Annotated in this window: 21 protein-coding genes; 8 read left to right on the top strand and 13 right to left on the bottom strand. The window is 28.8% G+C overall.

Annotated features, from left to right (window positions below; genetic code table 11):
* Window positions 1-184: 184 nt before the first annotated feature.
* Both ispE and U8307_RS09640 read left to right on the top strand, forming a co-directional pair.
* Window positions 185-1054, top strand: coding sequence for a 4-(cytidine 5'-diphospho)-2-C-methyl-D-erythritol kinase (gene ispE, locus U8307_RS09645; RefSeq protein WP_326907360.1), 870 nt, complete (start codon window positions 185-187; stop codon window positions 1052-1054).
* Between the two features lie 60 nt (window positions 1055-1114).
* Window positions 1115-1708, top strand: a complete 594-nt coding sequence (locus U8307_RS09640) for a TlpA family protein disulfide reductase (protein ID WP_326907359.1) — start codon at window positions 1115-1117, stop codon at window positions 1706-1708.
* A 112-nt stretch (window positions 1709-1820) separates the two neighbouring features.
* On the opposite strand, the gene U8307_RS09635 is transcribed toward U8307_RS09640, so the two are convergent.
* From U8307_RS09635 to U8307_RS09605, 7 genes are all read right to left on the bottom strand, one after another.
* Window positions 1821-3011, bottom strand: coding sequence for an FAD-binding protein (locus tag U8307_RS09635; protein ID WP_326907358.1), 1191 nt, complete (start codon window positions 3009-3011; stop codon window positions 1821-1823).
* A 12-nt stretch (window positions 3012-3023) separates the two neighbouring features.
* Window positions 3024-3806 (bottom strand): electron transfer flavoprotein subunit beta/FixA family protein, encoded by a 783-nt coding sequence (locus U8307_RS09630; protein ID WP_326907357.1) that lies wholly within the window; start codon window positions 3804-3806, stop codon window positions 3024-3026.
* An 11-nt stretch (window positions 3807-3817) separates the two neighbouring features.
* Complete coding sequence (locus U8307_RS09625) at window positions 3818-5416, bottom strand: FAD-binding oxidoreductase (RefSeq protein WP_326907356.1); 1599 nt, start codon at window positions 5414-5416, stop codon at window positions 3818-3820.
* 40 nt (window positions 5417-5456) lie between these two features.
* The gene (locus U8307_RS09620) at window positions 5457-6386 is read right to left on the bottom strand and encodes an AEC family transporter (RefSeq protein WP_326907355.1); all 930 of its coding nucleotides are present in this window, start codon (window positions 6384-6386) and stop codon (window positions 5457-5459) included.
* 151 nt (window positions 6387-6537) lie between these two features.
* A complete protein-coding gene (gene ltaE, locus U8307_RS09615; protein WP_326907354.1) occupies window positions 6538-7560 on the bottom strand; it encodes a low-specificity L-threonine aldolase in 1023 nt (340 codons plus the stop codon).
* 65 nt (window positions 7561-7625) lie between these two features.
* Window positions 7626-8480: a bifunctional 5,10-methylenetetrahydrofolate dehydrogenase/5,10-methenyltetrahydrofolate cyclohydrolase gene (locus tag U8307_RS09610; protein ID WP_326907353.1), complete on the bottom strand. Its 855-nt coding sequence runs from the start codon at window positions 8478-8480 to the stop codon at window positions 7626-7628.
* Window positions 8481-8556: 76 nt separating this feature from the next.
* Window positions 8557-9105 (bottom strand): GNAT family N-acetyltransferase, encoded by a 549-nt coding sequence (locus tag U8307_RS09605; protein ID WP_326907352.1) that lies wholly within the window; start codon window positions 9103-9105, stop codon window positions 8557-8559.
* 291 nt (window positions 9106-9396) lie between these two features.
* Between U8307_RS09605 and U8307_RS09600 the strand changes: the two genes are divergently transcribed.
* The 3 genes from U8307_RS09600 (at window position 9397) to asnA (ending at window position 13112) form a co-directional block, all read left to right on the top strand.
* Window positions 9397-10668 carry a transposase gene (locus U8307_RS09600; RefSeq protein ID WP_326907351.1) on the top strand — a complete coding sequence of 424 codons (1272 nt, stop codon included), beginning with the start codon at window positions 9397-9399 and terminating at the stop codon, window positions 10666-10668.
* Window positions 10669-10785: 117 nt separating this feature from the next.
* A complete protein-coding gene (locus U8307_RS09595) occupies window positions 10786-11949 on the top strand; it encodes an MFS transporter (RefSeq protein ID WP_326907350.1) in 1164 nt (387 codons plus the stop codon).
* A 149-nt stretch (window positions 11950-12098) separates the two neighbouring features.
* Complete coding sequence (gene asnA / locus U8307_RS09590; RefSeq protein WP_326907349.1) at window positions 12099-13112, top strand: aspartate--ammonia ligase; 1014 nt, start codon at window positions 12099-12101, stop codon at window positions 13110-13112.
* Between the two features lie 105 nt (window positions 13113-13217).
* Here the strand turns inward: asnA and U8307_RS09585 are convergent, their stop codons facing one another.
* The 3 genes from U8307_RS09585 to U8307_RS09575 are packed head-to-tail and all read right to left on the bottom strand — an operon-like array spanning window position 13218 to window position 16081.
* Window positions 13218-13880, bottom strand: coding sequence for a DUF6320 domain-containing protein (locus tag U8307_RS09585; protein ID WP_326907348.1), 663 nt, complete (start codon window positions 13878-13880; stop codon window positions 13218-13220).
* Between the two features lie 11 nt (window positions 13881-13891).
* On the bottom strand, window positions 13892-15163 hold the full coding sequence (locus tag U8307_RS09580) for a hypothetical protein (protein ID WP_326907347.1): 1272 nt from the start codon (window positions 15161-15163) through the stop codon (window positions 13892-13894).
* Window positions 15164-16081, bottom strand: a complete 918-nt coding sequence (locus U8307_RS09575) for an alpha/beta hydrolase (protein WP_326907346.1) — start codon at window positions 16079-16081, stop codon at window positions 15164-15166.
* A 346-nt stretch (window positions 16082-16427) separates the two neighbouring features.
* On the opposite strand from U8307_RS09575, the gene U8307_RS09570 reads away from it, so the two are divergent.
* Window positions 16428-17699 carry a transposase gene (locus U8307_RS09570; RefSeq protein WP_326907343.1) on the top strand — a complete coding sequence of 424 codons (1272 nt, stop codon included), beginning with the start codon at window positions 16428-16430 and terminating at the stop codon, window positions 17697-17699.
* 111 nt (window positions 17700-17810) lie between these two features.
* Complete coding sequence (gene rd / locus U8307_RS09565) at window positions 17811-17972, top strand: rubredoxin (RefSeq protein ID WP_326907341.1); 162 nt, start codon at window positions 17811-17813, stop codon at window positions 17970-17972.
* Between the two features lie 60 nt (window positions 17973-18032).
* On the opposite strand, the gene mnmA is transcribed toward rd, so the two are convergent.
* Together mnmA and U8307_RS09555 are read right to left on the bottom strand one after the other, a co-directional pair.
* On the bottom strand, window positions 18033-19109 hold the full coding sequence (mnmA, locus tag U8307_RS09560; protein ID WP_326907339.1) for a tRNA 2-thiouridine(34) synthase MnmA: 1077 nt from the start codon (window positions 19107-19109) through the stop codon (window positions 18033-18035).
* Between the two features lie 146 nt (window positions 19110-19255).
* Window positions 19256-20170 (bottom strand): ketopantoate reductase family protein, encoded by a 915-nt coding sequence (locus tag U8307_RS09555; protein WP_326907337.1) that lies wholly within the window; start codon window positions 20168-20170, stop codon window positions 19256-19258.
* Between the two features lie 172 nt (window positions 20171-20342).
* Between U8307_RS09555 and U8307_RS09550 the strand changes: the two genes are divergently transcribed.
* Window positions 20343-21050 carry a Crp/Fnr family transcriptional regulator gene (locus tag U8307_RS09550; protein ID WP_326907335.1) on the top strand — a complete coding sequence of 236 codons (708 nt, stop codon included), beginning with the start codon at window positions 20343-20345 and terminating at the stop codon, window positions 21048-21050.
* 31 nt (window positions 21051-21081) lie between these two features.
* Here U8307_RS09550 and U8307_RS09545 read toward each other — a convergent pair whose 3' ends face one another.
* Window positions 21082-22041: an S-layer homology domain-containing protein gene (locus tag U8307_RS09545; RefSeq protein WP_326907333.1), complete on the bottom strand. Its 960-nt coding sequence runs from the start codon at window positions 22039-22041 to the stop codon at window positions 21082-21084.
* Between the last annotated feature and the right edge of the window lie 8 nt (window positions 22042-22049).

Raw genomic sequence — 22049 nt, 5'->3', positions numbered from 1 at the left:
ATTGAAACATTAAACTATCTTTTGAAATCCTCCTTTTTCTCAGTATAGATTTAGTAAAACTTATGTTGTAATATTTATATACCCAAAAATATTTTATTTAAACATAAAAAGATAATTTTTTTACGCAGTTGTTATTTTTAATATTTCATTATATAATGTTTCAAATAATGTAAAGGAATGAATTATGATTAAATTATATTCTTACGGAAAAATAAATTTATTTTTAGATATTGAAGGAAAATTTAATAACGGTTATCATTCTATTAAAACCGTTATGCAATCTATTGACTTACATGATGAAATTATTCTTGAACAAATGGATAATAATCAAATTATTTTAGAATGCAGTGACCCTAAAATCCCAATAGACATTAAAAATACATGTGTAAAAGCTGCTTCAATTATTAAAAACAAATATAATATAGAGACTGGATTACACATAAAATTAAAAAAAACAATACCATCAGAAGCAGGACTTGCTGGAGGTAGTAGTAACTCAGCAGCATTAATAATTGGATTGAACAAATTATGGAAATTAAACTTATCACATGAAGAATTAATTGATATCGGGCTCATGGTAGGTGCTGATGTTCCATTTTGCCTTATGGGTGGTACATATTTAGCAAAGGGAATTGGAGAAAAGCTATTAAAACTTGAAAACTTTATATGGAATAATATATTGATTATTAAACCTAATTTTAGTTTGTCCACTGCATTTGTTTATCAAAACTTATTGCCAGAGTATTATAACTTCTACTCTAATAATGAAATTATTAAGTATATAAAAAACAAAAGATATATAGATACTGTTAAGTCAACTGCAAATACGTTAGAAAAAGTTGTTGAAGAAATATATCCCGAAATAAATGAAATAAAGAAGTTATTATACAAAAACAATGCCATTTCTTCAAATATGACTGGTAGCGGTTCAGCTGTATTTGGTATGTTTGAAAATGAAAAAACAATGGATGATGCATATAACAATTTAAAACCAATTTACCCTGAAATATTTAAAACAAAAACAATAAATAAAGGATATGAGTTTATTGTTTAAAAAGTAATGCAAAGGGTATATTTATCATATTAAATAAAATTTAATCGAAGGGAATAATTTATGAAAAATATTTTATTGTTGTTAATTTTTACTTTCTTGGTATTAACTGGGTGTAATAGTAATAAGGATACAAATATTCCGCCAGATTCAAACAAAACACAAATTACTAGTGAAAATGAAATATCTAAAGACAATGAAGGAAATAATATAGAAGAAGATAACAAAAGTTCTAATAAAGATGAAAAATTCATAGCTCCTGATTTTGAATTAGAAACATTAGATAAAACTACGATAAAGTTAAGTGATTTAAGAGATAAAAATGTTATTTTAAATTTTTGGGCCACATGGTGTGGTTTCTGCGTTGAAGAAATGCCAGACCTCCAAAAACTTCAAGAAAAGTATAAAGATGAAGATTTATTAATATTAGCAGTTAATGTTGGTGAAACAAAGGAAGAAGTGCTAGAGTTTGTAGAAGAAAACAATCTTGAACTTCAAGTGGTACTAGATAAGGACATGAGTATAGCCAATACATACGGTGTTCGCTCTTTTCCTTCTACATTAACTATTAACAAAAAAGGTGAAGCTGTAGCATCTCATATAGGTATGTTAACATATGAACAAATGGAACAGCTATACAAGTTCTACGAAGAATAAATTCTCTATCTTAAATTTGACAAACTTTAATAAATTTGAGTGAAAAGCTGAAGAATCTTATGTTCTATAAAGATTCTTCAGCTTCACTTCATAAAAGAAAACAACTATAAAGTTAAGCCTTTTTAGAGGCTCTTATTTTTTTTGTTAGTAATGGTAATACTTCTCTACAGTCTCCTACAATCCCATAATGAGCAACATTGAAAATTGGTGCATCCGGATCTATGTTGATTGCCACTATTGTTTCAATATCTGCTAATCCAGCTAAATGTTGAATTGCACCTGATATACCACATGCTATATATAGTTTAGGAGCAACTGTTTTACCTGTCTGTCCAACTTGTTGACTATATGGCATCCATCCTGAATCTACTACTGGTCTTGATGAACCTACCGTTCCACCTAGTACTTTAGCTAATTCTTTTGCTAATTCAATGTTCTTAACATTACCAATACCCTTTCCAACACTTACTATTATGTCAGCTTCGGATAAACTAAGACCTTCTAAATTGTCTATATCTTTAATTTTTTTTACATAACTATCTATCGAAGAAGGAATTGGAATATAAGTTATTTTTCCACTTTTTAAATAATTTGGTTCTATTGGTTTAAATACTTTAGGACGAACTGTAGCCATTTGAGGTCGATGATGTGGACATACTATAGTTGCCATTAAATTACCTCCGAAGGCTGGTCTTGTTTGCAACAAAATTCCTTCTTTATTATCTATTTCTAATTTAGTACAGTCTGCAGTTAATCCAGTTTTTATAGTTGCAGAAATATAAGGTGCTAATGAACGTCCATTAGATGTAGCTCCAATTAAAACAATTTCCGGCTTATAATCATTAATTAAATTCACCATTATTTCTCCGTATACTTGATCATTAAAATCTTTCAACCATGGTGTGTCCATAATTAATATTTCGTCAGCACCATATGCAATTAATTCTTTTGCCAATAGTTTTACATTATCTCCTAATAAAACAGCTGTAACATTAACTTTTAATGTTTCAGCTAGTTTTCTAGCTTGACCGACTAATTCTAAAGTAACTGGTTTTAATTTACCAAATCTTTGCTCTGCAAAAACCCAAATTCCTTTGTATTCGCTTATGTCATTATATTCCAATTCATCCTTTATGAAATTTATTGCTCCCAACTTACAACTTTCTACACATGAGCCACAAAGTGTACATTTATCTCCAATTACAGCTTTACTATCTATTATTTCTATAGCTCCAAATGGACATGAACCTACACATTTTTTACATCCAATACATTTATCTTTTAATATTTCTATACTTGCCATTTAGCTACCCTCTTATATTTTTAATGATAATAAAATCTCTGCTAATTTATTTGTTTTTTCTTCAATTGTACCTTCTATTATCTCACTGTTTACATTGTGAATTGGAACAAAGGTTTTACGAACCTGTGTAGGTGAGCCCTTAAGTCCAGCTAATCTTTCATCTGCGTTTATATCTTCAAAGTTTACTATTTTAATTTTTGACTTTGTTGCCTTTTTCATACTTTTTATTGAAGGTAGTCTCGGCATATTTATTTCCTTTACTACCGTAATTAATGCCGGTAATTTTACTAAAATTTCTTCGTATCCATCATCTGTAATTTTCATGCAATGTATAACTTTTTTATTAATCTCAATTATTTTACTTATATCAGTTGCATATGCTATACCTAATGTCTTGGCTAAACTTGGTCCAACCTGTGCCGTGTCACCATCAGTAGCTTGTTTGCCACATATTATTAAATCAAATTCACCAATTTTTTTTACTCCTTGACTCAATGCATAAGATGTAGCTAAAGTATCAGAACCAGCAAATCTCCTATCTGTTAAAAGCATCGCCTCATCTAATTTCAACGAAATTCCTTCTCTAAGCATTTCCTCTGCTGCAGGTATACCCATACTTAAGCCTACTATTTGAGCCCCTATCCTTTCTTTAATACGAACTGCTTCTTCGATAGCATAAGTATCAAAGGGATTAATTATAGAAGCTACATTTTCTCTAATAATTGTATTAGTTACAGGGTCGATTTTGACTTCATTTGTTCCAGGCACTTGCTTAATACAAACTATGATTTTCATTGTATTACCTCCTATGATTCAACGTACGAGAAAATAGTATCTCTATTTAATATTTGATTTAAATCGAATAACCTTTTTAATTTTCTCATTTCATCAAGTTGATTTTCAGTAAACATTTTTTGAAGAAATTCTACTTTTAATTTTCCTACTCCATGCTCAGCAGACACTGCGCCACCCATAGCGACAATCATTTCAGCCCAATTAGAATATATTTTCTTACCTATTTTATATTCATCTTCATTTCGTGGTATTATATTGACATGAAGATGATTGTTTCCAACATGTCCAAAAATCACGTACTGCAACTTATTCTCAGTCAAGTCTCTATTGTACATATCCATAACTTCTTTTAACTTTTCATCAGGGACAGACATATCTGTTCCTAATTTTGTAATTGTTGGATAGTTTTTTCTTATAATATCAATTTGCATATTAACACATTCTGGACAGGCATGTCTAAAAGCATGTAATTTTTCTAAGTTAGATGAATTATTAGCAACCCAAGTTGCATCCTCATCTCCACCTATTTTAACAATCAAATTACCGATTTTTTCAACTGCACACCATACTTCATCATTTGAATCAGCTTCTATTTCTATGTAAATTCCTGTATGGTATGTTTCTTTGATTTCCTGTATCATCGCAAAGGCTGGATTTGTTTTTTGTTGTTCTCTGAGCATATTTAAAGCATTATGATTAAAAAACTCTATTGCTGATGGTTTTAACTCTAAAGGCTCAACATCATTAAAGATTCTTTCACCTCTTAAAGCTCTGACTAAATCTAAAGCTTTATCTTCATCAGGCATAAATGCAGTAATTCCCCATATAGCTTCTTTGGTTTTGTTTAATTCGATTTCTATTTCACTAATTATTCCAAGAGTTCCGTCCGAACCTATAAATAAATCTATCATATCCATATCTGGTTTATTAAAATAACCAGATGTGTTTTTCTTTACATTTGGCATTTTATATTTTGGCAATTCACCTTTAACAACTCTTCCGTTTTCCGTTACTAGCTTAAATTTACCATTTTTAGCAATTACTTGTCCTCGTTTTAAAATAAGTAAATCGCCATCTGATAATATTATTCTAAGTCCTTCTACATGATCTCTTGTAGAGCCATATCTAAAACTTTTAGCTCCTGATGCATTACATGCAGCCATCCCTCCAATTGAAGCTGAAGTTTCAGTTGGGTCAGTAGAATAAAACCATTTCCCCTTTTCTATATGAGTTAATGCTTCTAATGATGTAGAATCCCAATTATCAGTAATAAATGATTTATTCTCTAAATACTTTCTTACTTCTGATAATAAAACGCCCGGTTGTACTCTCAAAAATAATCTATCCATTAAATTGTCATATCTAGCACCAACAATCTTATTCATTCTACTTAAATTTATTATATGTCCTCCATTAGGAACAGCTGAAGCAGCTAATCCAGTTCTTGCTCCTTGCGTAGTTATAGGAATATTTTTATTATTGCATTCTTTAACTGACATTATTATATCTTGTTCTGTCTTGGCAAATAAGATACTTTCAGCATTTCCTATTTGACGCGATTCATCTCTTAAATATTCTCCATAAAGTTCTATAAAATTATTATTTTCCATATTATGACCTCCATATTGAATCATATATATCCCCTCATCTTTAGATTAACAAAAGAACAATTGGTATAGTTAGCATAGAAACTACACTTGTTAAGAAAACTACTTTTGCAGCAAGTTCTTTGTTGCCATTATATTGCTCTGCTATAATTGAAGTTACCGATGGAGCAGGCATGGCAAAAGCTATAACCATTACCTTAGGTATAAGGCTTGTACTTTCAAAGGGAATAATTTTCATGATTATTAAAACTAAAAAAGGAATAATCAGTAATCTTACAATTGAAAGTATGTATAGCTTATTATCATTAAAAATATCACTCATATTATTTTTTGATATTGACAACCCTACCAAAATCATTGATAAAGGCGTTGTAGCACTGCCTATATGATTTATTGAATTATATAAAAATTCTGGTAGGCTTATTTGTGCTAAATAAAAGAAAATTCCTAAAACTATAGCAATATTATTATTATTCAATAGTAATTTTTTAACGCTTACATTGCTTTCACTTTTAAAACCCATAGTAATCATTTTAACACCTATTGAAAATATCAAAATATTAAATACTGTATTTGAAATTGATGCTAAAAAAAGACCTTCTTTACCTAAGATTGCATATATTATTGGAAATCCCATAAATCCAACGTTTGTAAAAGTACTTGTAAAAATCCATACTCCTCTGTCTTTATCTGGAATTTTAATTAGCTTAGTGTAACCTAATGATATCAAAATACATGATATATGAATCATAAATGTTATAATTAATATTACTAAACTATCTTTTAAAATACCTTGACTAAATGTACCTGAAATTGATAAAAAAATAGTTGCTGGTAATGTAATCTTCATTAATACATCTGATAAATAACCTGTAGCATTTTTATTCACCATCTCTGTTTTTCCAGCAAATAATCCTATGAATATTAGTAAAAAAAGTGTTGCGATATTGTTAAATACAATAGTTATGTCCATTATTTCTGCTCCCTTATGATATATTTAACATTTACTTTATAAAAATAAACTAAAAGAACTTCACATAAAAAGTAAAGTTCTTTAGTATAAACTAACCATTTGTTAATGTTCACAAAATAAACTTTCTTAGTATTTCAATATATAAGTATAACTACATCAGTTCCTTAATACAATTAATAACATAATCAATATCTTCCTTTGTAACTCCTATATGAGTTACAAAACGATATTCTCCATTTTCTACACCACCAATTTTTATGTTTTTTTCATATAATTTATTAACAAAAATATCTTCTTTTATAGTTTCTTCACTCATTTCAAAGAATACCATATCTATATCGTTTCTATCAAATTTAACAGTTATACCAGGTAGTTTAGATAACTCCTCAGCTAAATATTTTGCATTTTGGTGGTCTTCATCAAGTCTCAACGTCATCTTTTCTAATGCTATTATCCCTGCAGCTGCTAGAATTCCAATTTGTCTCATTCCGCCACCCATAAGTTTTCTTTTCTTTCTAGCACTTTTAATAAACTTTTTACTTCCAGCTAACATAGAGCCAGCTGGTGCTGATAACCCTTTTGATAAACAAAACATAACCGAATCACAACAGTTAGTAATTTCTTTTACATCTACATTTAAAAAAGTTGCTGCGTTAAACAACCTTGCTCCATCCATATGAACAGGTATAGAATGTTTTTCTGCAATTTTTTTTATTTGCTTTAAATTTTCCAATGGAATAACAGAACCGCTACCATGAGCATTTTCTACACATATTAAACTTGTTTCAGGTTCATGAATATCATCAACCCTAATCGCCTTTTCCATTTCTATAGGATTTATTAATCCATTATGTGTTTCCAAAGTCCTAAGCTGTACGCCTGATATTACTGCAGATGCCCCTACTTCATGAATAACAATATGATTGTCTTTTCCAATTATTACTTCTTCCCCTCTAAGACAATGTGTAAACAAAGCTAACTGATTTCCAAAAGTACCACTAGGTACAAATATAGCGGCTTCCTTACCAACTTTTTCAGCTGCTAATTTTTCAAGCTTATTAACTGTTGGATCATCTTCATAAACATCGTCACCTACTTCTGCATTTGCTATTGCATTTCTCATTTCATCAGTAGGCATTGTTACTGTATCGCTTCTTAAATCAATAAAACGCATTTTTACACCATCCTTGTTTTTTTAATTTGATATTTCAAGCCGCCTTCAGAATGACAACTTTTCTTTTACTCATCTATTATTAAACGACATGCTTTAACCACATGTTTTGCTAAAATTGCTGTAGTAACAGAGCCTACACCTGATGGTACAGGAGTTATATAAGATGATTTTTCTAAACAATCTTCAGTATTTACATCTCCTGATAAATTACCTTCTTCATCAACATTAATTCCAACGTCTATTATAACAGCTTCATTTTTTATATAATCCTTTGTAATCATCTTGGATTTTCCAACAGCTCCTATTAATATATCAGCTTTAGATGTAATTTCACTTAAATTTTCAGTTTTTGAATGACATATTGTAACTGTTGCATCTTCCTTTAACAACATCATAGCAAGTGGTTTTCCTACAACCATTGAACGGCCTACAACAACAGCTTTTTTACCTTTTAATTCAATACCATAATGTTTTAATAATTCTATTGCAGCAGATGGAGTACATGGTGGAAATCCTGATTTTTCACCTTCCATAACCTTAGCTGTATTAATAGGATGAAAACAATCTATATCTTTTTCTGGTTTAATTATGTACTTTACTATATTTTCATCAATATGTTTTGGTAAAGGTCTAAATAACAATATACCATGAACCGCATTATCTTCATTTATTTTATTTAATTCTTCAATTAATTTATTTTGACTTATGTCTTCTGATAAAGTTAAAACATTACATTCAATTCCGCATTTTTCCATTCTTTTTAGTGCTGCTTTTTCATAAGATATATCATCTTCCCTTTCTCCTACTCTAACAATTTTTATCGTTGGAGTTATATTTTTAAGTTTAAGGTCTTCTACATCTTTTTTTAAAGCCAAAGTTATTGCATCTGCAACAGGTTTCCCTTTTATAATAACACCCATATTAACACCTCTCATTTCTAATATTTATAGTATATACCTAATCGTGCTTATTTTTCAATACCATACAAAAAAATATTCAATCATTATAAGTTGCAAAGTGTATATGGTCTTCCCATTTTCCATTGATTTCTAAATATCTTTTTGAATAACCTTCTCTTTCAAATTTAAGTTTTTCCATAACTCTAATCGACCTGTTGTTACGTGGTATTACATTAACTTCGATTCTATGTAAACCAAAATCATCAAACATTATTTGTATTGTTTTATTTATTGCTTCTGTCATATAACCTTTATTTATTTCGTCTTTATCTAATTTATATCCTAAAAAACATGATTTAAAATTTCCCATTACAATATTGCTATAACATACATTTCCAATTACTTTATTATTTATCTTGTCGAAAATCCAAAATCTAACCAATTTATTTTCTTTAAACATATAATATTCATTTTTCAAAGACCTTTTTTGGTATGATATAGTGTAAAAATCCTTAAAATGCTTTGGTTCCCATTCTTTTAGAAATATATGATTTCTTTTATAATAATCTAAAACCTCTCTTGCATAATTGTGCTTTAATATTCTATAATATAATCTATCTGATTCGTATCTTGTTTGCATAAACATAATATCGCCCTTTCTGACTACTCAACATTAAATTTAAAAATTTAAACGACTAAATATTAGTTTATATATAATGTTCAAAATAGTCAACTTATTTTACTTTTAAGTTTCCCCATTTTTTCAAGACCATGATTAAAATAAAAGAATGAAAATAATATTAGTTATCCACAATTTAAGAAAAAAAATAAAATGTTAAACACAGATTTGTTGATTTTACAATAAAAAATGCAAAAATGCTCACCTATATGTTATAATTAATGTGCAACCAAAAACTAAACAAAGGAGCATTCTTGCATGATTAATTATAACAGATTAGCTTATGAATTAAAACGGGATATTTCAAATTTTTCAAATAAAATTTCTACTGGTTTAAAACGTCCTAAAATAAAGTTCTTAACACAGATGATTTACGGTTTACTCGAAGGAAATAAAACTCATTTAAGTGAAATTGCACGTTCTTTAAAAGAATCTATAACTCTTAAAAAAACTATTGAACGTTTGTCAAGAAATCTTCATGATTTTGATGATGGTGATCAGGTTATGGAAAATTATGTTGATATAGTTAAACAAAATATTAAAGATGATTATTCTGTAATTGTCGTTGATAATTCAGACATAGCAAAACCATGCAGTAAAAAGTTAGAAGCTTTAGCTGACGTACGTGACGGTAGTACCGGTAAAATAGTAAAGGGGTACCAAACAATCGAAGCTGCTGTATTAACTTCTAATAGAAAAATGCCTCTTCCCGTTTATGAAAAAGTATTTTCAGCAGAAGAAAAGGGATTTATCAGTGAAACTCATGAAAATATTAAATGTTTAAAGTCACTTAGCGAAAATTTTGGAAACAAATGCATAAGGACATTAGATAGAGGCTTTGATGCAAATGAATATTTTAGATATTTTATTAAGAATAAAGAACGTTTTGTAATACGTATAAAAATGAATCGTAATGTTATCTATAATGATAAAACTCAAAATGTTCTTGATGTAGTTAGTAAGTATAAAGGTAATTATTGTTTAAAATTCAAGGGAAAAAATAAAAAAAATATTGACTGTAAAATTAGTTATATCCCTGTTAGTTTATGCGAATTTCCAAAACAAGAATTAACCTTAATAGTAGTTTACGGTTTTGGACAGATTCCTATGATGTTACTTACAAATTTAAAATCATCTGAAAAGAAAAAGATATCGCTTATAGTAACTAAAATGTATTTAACGAGATGGCGTATTGAAGAATATTTTAAGTTCAAAAAACAGCAGTTTGATTTTGAAGATATTAGAGTTTGGTCTTTAAAATCTATACGTAATTTTAATCTATTTGCAACTATTACTGTTGGGTACATTGGTATAATGACATCTGAAAAAGCTGATAGTATATTTTTTAAAGAACCTAAGGAATGTTCAAAGAGAATTTATGACATTCCTAAGTTTATTTACTATGCCATTGGCTATGCTATAGAAAGTATTTTAGTTAAAACTAAAGTTGGAATTCAAAGCTTTATACCTAAAAACATTAAATCACAACAATTTGATATCTTCAACTACTTTAAATTAGTGGCTTCATAAGTTTTTAAAAATTGAAAATGGGGAAACTTAAAATTTTACTTTACTATAAGAATTTTTTATGATAGTATTTATTAATTAATTAATTCTGCAATATGCATAATTAATTGGAGGTGTAACTTGAAAATTAACGGCAAAAAGATATTTCTTATCTTTACAACATTTTATCTCTATTTTATTATTGCTCTCTTTGAAAGCTCTCGGGGTAATTTCGTACCATTCTTTATAGAAGAATTTAAAATAGATAATGCTACAATAAGTTTAATTTTATCTTTTAACACCTTAGGAATGATACTAGGAAGCTTCTCCGCAGGAAGGTTATGTGAAAGGTACAGTCATAAGTTTGTATATATTTTGGGTTCTGTTGTATCTGCTATAGCAGTTCTAATAGCTCCTTTTACACCAAATATATATGTTTTAATATTATTTAATTTATTATTCGGATTTGGACGTTCATTATTATGTGTTGCAATAGATTCATTAATTCCTGTATTGTCATTTGGATTTGAAGTTATTCTAATGAATATTACACATTTTATGTATGGAGTAGGAAGCTTTGCAGGACAAAGCATATATGGAATGTTGCTTTCTAATGATATATCTTGGAGAAGTATCTATTTGTATTTAGCTGGTTTCTATATAGTTTCTGTTGTTTTTACTTTAATCATTAAAACACCTAATATGAATGTTATACAAAGTAACAACATTGTTATCAGAAAGAGTTTGTATAAAAATTATTTAATTTATTTATTTGTAGCAGCTGTCACGTTTCAACTCATTAGTGAACAAATTATAAACACTTGGTTTATTAGCTATATAAGAAGTAATTATGAGTATAATCCATCTGATGCATCATTTTATGCATCAATGTTTTTCTTATTATTTGCCTTGGGAAGACTTTTTGGAGGTTTTATAATTAATAAAGTAGGAACTGTAAGGGGCATTAAAGTATTCATGATTTTATTTTCTTTATGTGTTTTATTAGGTCTTATGCTTAAAGAAAATGGTTTAATATTAATATCAATATCAGGCTTTTTTATTTCAATTGGTTTCCCTACCTTAATGGTATTAGTCAGTCAAACTTTCAATAAAAATGCTTCCTTCGCTATAGGTTTGATTACAACTATAAGTAATATTTTATTTGTAATAATTTTTAACATAACAGGGTTGTTAAACGATATTTTTGGATCATATATTGCATTTTTTGTTGCACCTATTTCTATGATTGGAAGTGTAATCATAATTACAATAATCTCTAAGAAAAATACAAAAAAATGTTTATAATATATTAATAATTAAGTTCAATGCATTACCTGTTTCAACTTAATGAGTTGTATACGTACATATTAATGGGTAATGTTTAAATAAAAATTTCCTAATTAAATTTTTATTTAGTTAGAAAACAATTCAAAACTAATTTACAGGAGGGCACAATGTCATTAGAAAATTTAATAATTCCAGAAGATTACACAAGCAAATTATCTTTACTTGAAACTCAAATAGCAATTAAAAAAATAAAGGATTTTTTTGAAAATGAATTATCGAAAAATTTATCTCTAATCAGAGTTTCTGCTCCATTGATGGTAAGACCTGAATCAGGACTTAATGATGATTTAAATGGAGTTGAAAGAGCAGTTCGTTTTGATATGTTAGAAACAAAATATGATGTAGAAATAGTTCAATCTCTAGCGAAATGGAAAAGAATGGCCTTAGGAAAATATCGATTCGATACATATACAGGTCTTTATACAGATATGAACGCAATTAGAAGAGATGAGGATTTAGATAACATACATTCTATTTATGTAGATCAATGGGATTGGGAAAAAATCATAAAAAAAGAAGACAGAAACAAAGTAACACTTAAGGAAGTTGTAAATAAAATATATAATGCTTTTAAAGCAACAGAACTATATTTGGAAAGCTTATATCCATTCCTTAAAAATGAATTACCTGAAGAAATCAATTTTATTACTACAGAAGAACTTCTTCAAAAATACCCGAACAGCACTCCAAAGGAAAGAGAGTACTTAATTACAAAAGAAAAAAAGGCAGTATTTCTTATGGAAGTCGGTGGAAAATTGTCAGATGGAACAATTCATGATGGCCGTGCAGCTGATTATGACGATTGGACATTAAACGGGGATATACTTTTCTATTTCTCAACATTAGATATAGCCTTAGAGCTTTCTTCAATGGGAATTAGAGTAGATAAAGATGCCTTGTTACGTCAATTAAGTGAAAGAAACCAAATGCATAAGGCTGATTATCCTTTCCACAAGGATGTAATTAATGAGCAAATTCCCTTTACTATAGGTGGTGGAATTGGTCAATCTAGAATTTGCATGTACTTTTTACAAAAAGCTCATATTGGTGAAGTTCAATCTGCAGTATGGTCTCAAGAAATGATAAATTTATGCCGTAAAAACGAAATCCATTTATTATAGGCCGTAGTGGCGCAACATCCACGGTATGTATGATACGATAGCAACGTAGGGGGCGCATTTTATGCGCCCCGCGGTATGCATACAATGCATACCCTACAGTCGTTGTTACATATGAAATCTTTTCTTTAATTCTACTTTTAAGCTTTCTCCTTCAAATATTAAAATAGTTGACAAGGATATTATACTTCCTACAATACATATTAAAGTAGGATAAAGAACATTTAAAAATCCTATTAAAAGAAATATAATAGGGATGATTCCAAACATTCCATCAATAATAACGTATAACAAATAGTCTTCTATATGAAGTCTTAAAACCTTGGAAATAACGGCCATTGAAATCATAGCAAACACACAAATAAATGGTATCACATAATCTAATGACCATCCTTTCCATCCAGTTAATAAGTCCCAAACAATAACTACAACTGAAATAATCATTACCTGATATACTATATTTTTAGGTATATTGTTTCTTTTATTTATTGCAGTAATAAGACTTGCCCAAACTGAACCAAGTCCTCCTAATATAAACAGTGACCACGCTCTTTGAGGAACCAATATATTTAAAGAAACTGATATAGATGCTATGATTATTGAAATTAAAAGCATAACCTTAAAAAACTTAGTATGTTCTTTATACACAAAGGTAATTACAGGAAAGGTATCTTCTTGTTCTTTATCATCTCCTGATAATTTTGCTTGGCATAACGGACAATTTTCCCACTTACCCTCAATGCTCACCTTGCAATTATCACAATATTTCATAACTATACTTCCTATTCTTCGTCAATTTTATTTGATACTATTTCAACAGGAATTCCCATATCCGTCAATGTTCTAAAAAAATGTCTTTGAATTTCTGTATTAATAAAGGCTGATGTAAAACTTATCCTTAGATTGTTCTCAAAGGAACATACACAAGCCTGAAGTTTGTTAGTACTCACAAATATATCAAATGAAGAAATGAATGGCTTTATTTCTTCGGGCATATTTATTATTCCAATGTTGGATAAAGTTGAAGTATATCCTTTATCTGCAATATTATTTGCTACTCGTAATATTATATTTTTAATTACAAGTGGTATAGCTCTTAAAAAATAATTATGCTCTAAAGATGCTAACATATTAATACGTTGACCTAAATGTTCGGGTGTTAAATTCTTTTTAAAGCTATTATTTAAATGACTAATTACATCCCTTAGTTCATTGCTTCCTTTTTCAAAATTATAATCTACATTTATTACTCCAAAAAAATTACGAGCAGTCTGGGAATAATAAAAATTCCGCAAATTAACAGGTATACTTAAAATAACAGGTTTCTTTTTAAGTCTAACTGGTATATCTTCATTTATGGAACACATTAAAACAGCAGCAAGAAAAATAGTAAGAGATGTTTTATATTCTTTTACTATAGCAATTATACTGTCTACAGGCATAACACCTTCTGTAACCCTAATTCTATATTCAGGAATTTTCTGACCTCTTATTCTGTATGCCTTTACTTTTTTGCCTTTCCTCTTTAACTTACTTTCTGTAAAATATTTTTGAAAACTATCATCCATCTTTTGTATTCTCGATGCATCGTAATCTAATATTGGTACTTCATCTTTAAATTCATTTCTATATTTTAATAAAACATAATTATATATTAGTGTACGGAAAAATTGCAAAGCTCCAGCACCATCAGATAATGCATGATAAACTTCAAAACTAATACGTTTATTATAGTACATAACTCTAAACAATAGTTTCTTATCATTCTTATCGTAAAGTGTTGTGCAAGGAGGAATATTTTCCTCTGTTACAATAGGTCTAAAATGACTTTCTTCGAAATAAAACCAAAACAACCCACTCTTAATTATAGATTTATATAATGGAAAAGCTTCTAATGTTACATCTAATGCATCTTGCAAAACTTTCTTATGAATAGACTCCTTCAATTCACAAGCAAATCTAAAAACTTTAGTATCGCTTTTTTTGCTATTTGGAGGAAATATTTTTGCTGCATTATCTAATTTGCTCCACTCATAAGTCCTTCTTTTCTTCAATTATTTCACCTCACATAAAAAGCGATTTATAATATCATAGCATAATTTTACTTGTGGAAATCTAGGCGGAAGTGCGAAAAACCCATGTAATCCATCTTTAATACGATATATTTCAGTATAATTCCCAGCTTCTCGTAACCTTTTTCCATATGCTTCGCCTTCATCCCTTAAAGGACAGTATTCAGCAGTAATTATTAATGTTTTTGGTTGATTAGTTAAATCTTCTGCTAAAAGCGGAGCAAAGTACGGATTTCGCAAATCATTTTTGTTAGAAATATAAAGTTGAGTATAATCAGATATCCTCTTTGATGTTAATAAATAATCAGTACCATTTTCATGTATTGATGGAAATGGTGATGTTCCACTGTGGTCATTATATGTAGATGGGTAAATTAATATTTGTCTACTAATTTTGAATTCCTTTTTATCCCTAGCTAATAATGACAATGCTGCCGCCAAATTTCCACCTGCACTGTCCCCAATAATAGTAATATCTTTATATTTTGACCCCTTATTTTTTAACAAATTTTTAGCTACTTCATAGCAATCTTCTAGTGCTGCAGGAAAAGGATATTCCGGTGCCAATCTATAATCCACAGAAATAACATTATGGCATGTTAGTTTTGACATATTTGTACAAACTTTGTTATAACTATCAATATTACCAGTTACCCATCCTCCACCATGAAAAAAGAGTAAACATGGATAATTTCCTTCTTCTTCAGGAGAAAATATTCTAACAGGAATTTTATAGTTATCAGTATATACTTCATCATCTCTTGTTTTATAAAATGGTTTCAGGTAATGTTTACGAGTTATATTAACAAAATTTCTATGCATTTTATAATTTTCCTTAACATCAATATCTCTATAAGATATTGCTTTCAAAGCAGCCATAACAACCTTATTTATTGCCATATTATTCTCCAGCATTTGTTATTTATAAATGTATTATATATATAAATACTGTAAGTGTCTATAATTCTTTTCACTGTTAACTATATAAATTCATAACACCGTTCCAACAAAGCGATAATTTAACTTTGTTTATTTTTACATCGTTATAAATTATTTAAGTTTCCCCATTTTTTCAAGACCATGATTAAAATAAAAGAATGAAAATAATATTAGTTATCCACAATTTAAGAAAAAAAATAAAATGTTAAACACAGATTTGTTGATTTTACAATAAAAAATGCAAAAATGCTCACCTATATGTTATAATTAATGTGCAACCAAAAACTAAACAAAGGAGCATTCTTGCATGATTAATTATAACAGATTAGCTTATGAATTAAAACGGGATATTTCAAATTTTTCAAATAAAATTTCTACTGGTTTAAAACGTCCTAAAATAAAGTTCTTAACACAGATGATTTACGGTTTACTCGAAGGAAATAAAACTCATTTAAGTGAAATTGCACGTTCTTTAAAAGAATCTATAACTCTTAAAAAAACTATTGAACGTTTGTCAAGAAATCTTCATGATTTTGATGATGGTGATCAGGTTATGGAAAATTATGTTGATATAGTTAAACAAAATATTAAAGATGATTATTCTGTAATTGTCGTTGATAATTCAGACATAGCAAAACCATGCAGTAAAAAGTTAGAAGCTTTAGCTGACGTACGTGACGGTAGTACCGGTAAAATAGTAAAGGGGTACCAAACAATCGAAGCTGCTGTATTAACTTCTAATAGAAAAATGCCTCTTCCCGTTTATGAAAAAGTATTTTCAGCAGAAGAAAAGGGATTTATCAGTGAAACTCATGAAAATATTAAATGTTTAAAGTCACTTAGCGAAAATTTTGGAAACAAATGCATAAGGACATTAGATAGAGGCTTTGATGCAAATGAATATTTTAGATATTTTATTAAGAATAAAGAACGTTTTGTAATACGTATAAAAATGAATCGTAATGTTATCTATAATGATAAAACTCAAAATGTTCTTGATGTAGTTAGTAAGTATAAAGGTAATTATTGTTTAAAATTCAAGGGGAAAAATAAAAAAAATATTGACTGTAAAATTAGTTATATCCCTGTTAGTTTATGCGAATTTCCAAAACAAGAATTAACCTTAATAGTAGTTTACGGTTTTGGACAGATTCCTATGATGTTACTTACAAATTTAAAATCATCTGAAAAGAAAAAGATATCGCTTATAGTAACTAAAGTGTATTTAACGAGATGGCGTATTGAAGAATATTTTAAGTTCAAAAAACAGCAGTTTGATTTTGAAGATATTAGAGTTTGGTCTTTAAAATCTATACGTAATTTTAATCTATTTGCAACTATTACTGTTGGGTACATTGGTATAATGACATCTGAAAAAGCTGATAGTATATTTTTTAAAGAACTTAAGGAATGTTCAAAGAGAATTTATGACATTCCTAAGTTTATTTACTATGCCATTGGCTATGCTATAGAAAGCATTTTAGTTAAAACTAAAGTTGGAATTCAAAGCTTTATACCTAAAAACATTAAATCACAACAATTTGATATCTTCAACTACTTTAAATTAGTGGCTTCATAAGTTTTTAAAAATTGAAAATGGGGAAACTTAAATATAAATTAATATTGACAATTATCAGTAATATATTACAATAGTAATAAGCTTTAAAATTTTATCTAAGGAGGATAAATTATGCAAAAATATGTTTGTGACGCATGTGGGTATGTTTATGACCCTGCAGAAGGAGATCCGGATAACGGCATCGATCCTGGCACATCTTTTGATGCACTACCAGAAGATTGGGTTTGCCCATTATGTGGTGTAGGAAAAGATATGTTTTCACCTGAAGAATAAATAATAACAAGAAATCAAAAGATGGAAACTATAAAAGCGTCCATCTTTTTATTTTAAATATTAAATTATTGTGCCACCACCAATAACTATATCGCCATCATAAAAGACAGTTGCCTGACCTGGCGTAACAGCTCGTTGTTTTTCTTTAAATTCCACTAAAATTTTTCCATCCTCTATTTGATGTAATGTTGCTGGTGTTTCTTTTTGTGAATATCGCGTTTTAACTGTTGCTTTCATAGAAGATTGAATTCTATCAACTGCAATTAAATTTACATCATGTGCAATTAATCTATTAGTGTAAAGCTCTTCTTCGTTTCCTATGGTAACCGTATTTTTGTCTTTATTTTTGCTAATAACAAAAGCAGGTTTTCCAAGACTTAACCCTAAACCTTTCCTTTGACCAATCGTATAATGAATTATGCCTTTATGTTCGCCTAATACATTACCTTTAGTGTCAATAAATTTTCCTTTAGGAGAATTAACTTCCATCACATTCTCTAAAAAGTTACCATAATCACCATCCTTAACAAAACAAATATCTTGACTGTCAGGCTTTCTAGCATTTATTAAATTTCTTTCTTCTGCAATTTTACGAACTTCTGTTTTTAACATACCTCCTAAAGGTAAAAGAGTTCTTGAAAGATCATCCTGAGTCAATACATACAACACATAACTTTGATCTTTTGATAAATCTACAGCTTTTTTTAATAAATATCTACCACTAGCTTTATCAAATTCAATTTGTGCATAGTGACCTGTAGCAATGTAATCTTTTTCCATTAATACTGCTCTTTGAATAAGTTTACTAAATTTAATATATCTATTACAATCAATACATGGGTTTGGTGTATTTCCCATTTCATAGTTGTTAGCAAATTTATTAATAACTTCTTCCTTAAAAGTATCTTTAAAGTTAAAAACAAAATGCTCTATACCTAATTTATAACATACACGTCTAGCATCCTCAACATCTTCAAGAGAACAACACGTTCTTTTTCTGTCACATACATCAATATCATCATTGCTAAATAACTTTAACGTAGCTCCACAAATATCATAGCCCTGGTCTCTAAGCAAAACTGCAGCAACGGAACTATCAACACCGCCACTCATAGCAACCATAACTTTTTTCTTCATATAATCTCCTATTCTAAAAAACAGGACATCACTGTCCTGTTTTAATTATTTCTTAATATTGATTTATTATACAATTTCATAATAATTTTGTCAATCTTGCTGAACGAAAAGCTCTCTAATGCAGTCCATATTTAAGTAATAGAAATTTAATATAATTCTTCTAAAGATTTAATAATGCAATAAAGTACATGATTTATGGGTGTAGGTATGTTAAGCTCTTTTCCCATATTAATAACCGTGCCAGCGAAATAATCAACTTCTGTACGTCTCTTGCCTTCTATATCCTGAAGCATAGATGTTTTTCCATTAGGAGAAAAACTATTCATTAATGTTATAAAATTTTCCACATCTTCATTTCTTAAATCAATTTTAGATGCTTTAGCTATATCTAATACTTCAAGCATTGCTTCCTTAAATATAATAAGATTTGTTTCAACACTGGTTACTTTTCCATATTGCGCTCTAGTAACTGCTGTTACTTGATTTACTCCTACATTTAACATGAATTTTTTCCATATTGTTCGAATCATGTCTGGGAAAATTTTATTTTTTATGTTCGCCTTATTTAAACAATCTTGAACCGCCTGAACTTCTGAAGCAATAATTGTATTATCAGCATTTCCAAACTGTATCTCACCATCTTCAGTATTGACAACACCTTCACTTGTCCTCTCAGCATCTATCCTCATTGACAATCCATATAGAACCTTGTTTTCTGGATAAGCCGATAATATTCTATCTCTAGCAGTTACACCATTTAAAAATGTAATCATAATAGTGTTTTTCCCTACATAACTTCTTACATCTTCAATAGCTTCTTCAAGTTGATAATTTTTAACACAAAATATTATTAAATCAAATTTAGTATTTTCATCACCACTAGAAATTATATGTGGATAAAAAGTGTTTCCATTTATTGTGAAACCATTTTTCTTTAATTTTTCCTTACGTGTCTGGCCAGATATTACAGCAAAATTGGATCCATAACTTTTATATAGTAAGTTTCCATAAACAGTACCAATAGCACCCATACCTATTAAAGCAACATTTTTAATTTCCATTATATTTCTCCTATTACATATTTTTTATTTTAATAAACATTATAACTTAAACAATTGTGTATATCAACTTAATAAAAATTTTAACAATCATTGAAATCATAAAAAAATTGAAAAATAATGAATTACTTGATATGATAAGGTGAAAAGTTCTTAGATTGTTAAAGGAGGATATATGAAAACTTGTAATAGCTGCAATAATCATGGACATTATTGCATAGATAATATACCTATATTTCACGAACTAACGCCTGAAGAAAAAAAAGATATAATGGATTCATCTTCACATAAGAAATATAGAAAGGGTGATATCATTTTTACGCCTGGAGATTCTTTTGACAACTTATTTGTAGTAAACAGTGGTATGGTGAAAATATCTAAAATATCTATACTAGGTAAAGAACAGATATTACGTATACTTGAACCAGGAGACTTTATGGGTGAACTTTCCTTATTTAGCAAAACTATATTAAATAATACTGCTGAAGCTTTACAACCAACAGAAATTTGTATTATACGCGGAACAAGGATTAAAGAATTACTATTACAAAAGCCTGAAATATCACTAAAATTTCTCCAAAGGTACACCGAGAGAATTGAAGAATCAGAAGAACTCATAGAGCAAATAGGACTTCGAGATGTAGAACAGCGAATAGCTAATTATTTATTGCTAGAAATCGAAAAAAATGAAATTGAAAACAAAAATAACGAATATGAAATCACATTACCTGTCAGCAAAGGAGATTTAGCCTCACTAATTGGAACATCACAAGAAACTTTAAGCCGAAAATTATCATTTTTTCAAGATAATGGCTGGATTAAACTTAAAGGACAGAGAAATATTACAGTTACAGATATTGTAAGTTTAGAAAATATAAGATAAACCGTTAATTTTCAACGGTTTATCTTTGATGTTAATTTGATATAATCCTAAGTCCGTTCATTATAACTGTTACAGCTTCTGCTCTAGTAGCATTTGCCTGTGGCTTAAAAGTTTTATCAGGATAGCCTACAATTACTTCTGAATTCACTGCAGTTGACACATACTCCTGAGCCCATTCAGATACTTTAGTACTATCTACAAATAAAGTATCATTTGAAGATAAATCTATCTTCATTGACTTAACAATCATTACTGCCATTTGTTCTCTAGTTATTAAATCATCTGGACCAAATAAGTTTTCACCATAGCCTAGAATAATTCCATTACCAGCAGCAACAGATATATATTCCTTTGCCCAATGATCTATAGTATCATTAAATATAGTTGTACTTTTAGATTCTAAGTCAAAAGCCTTTACTAAAATAGTTGCAAATTCAGCTCTTGTAATATTATTATTTGGCTTAAACGTATTGTTAGGATATCCAACAATAGCATTTAGTTTAATTAGACCTTTGATGTTTTCCTCTGCCCAATGTCCTTCTATATCAGTAGGGTATTTAATTTCAATTTCGTCATCATCAGGCACATCATTCTCAACATCATTGTCTTCATTACTTCCTCCGCTACTGCCTCCACCACTTGAAGACACATTTATATCTTCCAAAGTATACTGCCTATTATTTGTGCTAATTTTTGCTGAATATTTTCCATTTTGCAATGCAAATTCAAAATTGAATTCTCCTTCACTGTTCGTCTTACTTTGGTCTATATATGATCTAGCATTATCACTATTTCTATATACAATTATTGTTATATCTTCATTTTTTTCGTCTAATTTTCCCATTATGTTTACATTCTTTTTCTTTATCTCTACTTCTATATTTTTAATTTCAGTTAAATTAGTTAAACCCTGTACTACCACATGATTAACAGGTGTAAAAACAAGTAATAATACTAACATAATACAAAATAGTATTTTATACTCTTTCATTATATTCC

It is taken from the genome of Sedimentibacter sp. MB31-C6, assembly GCF_035934735.1.
Taxonomy (GTDB): domain Bacteria; phylum Bacillota; class Clostridia; order Tissierellales; family Sedimentibacteraceae; genus Sedimentibacter.
Note: the sequence above shows the minus strand (reverse complement) of the source record. Positions and strands in the feature narration are given on the sequence as shown.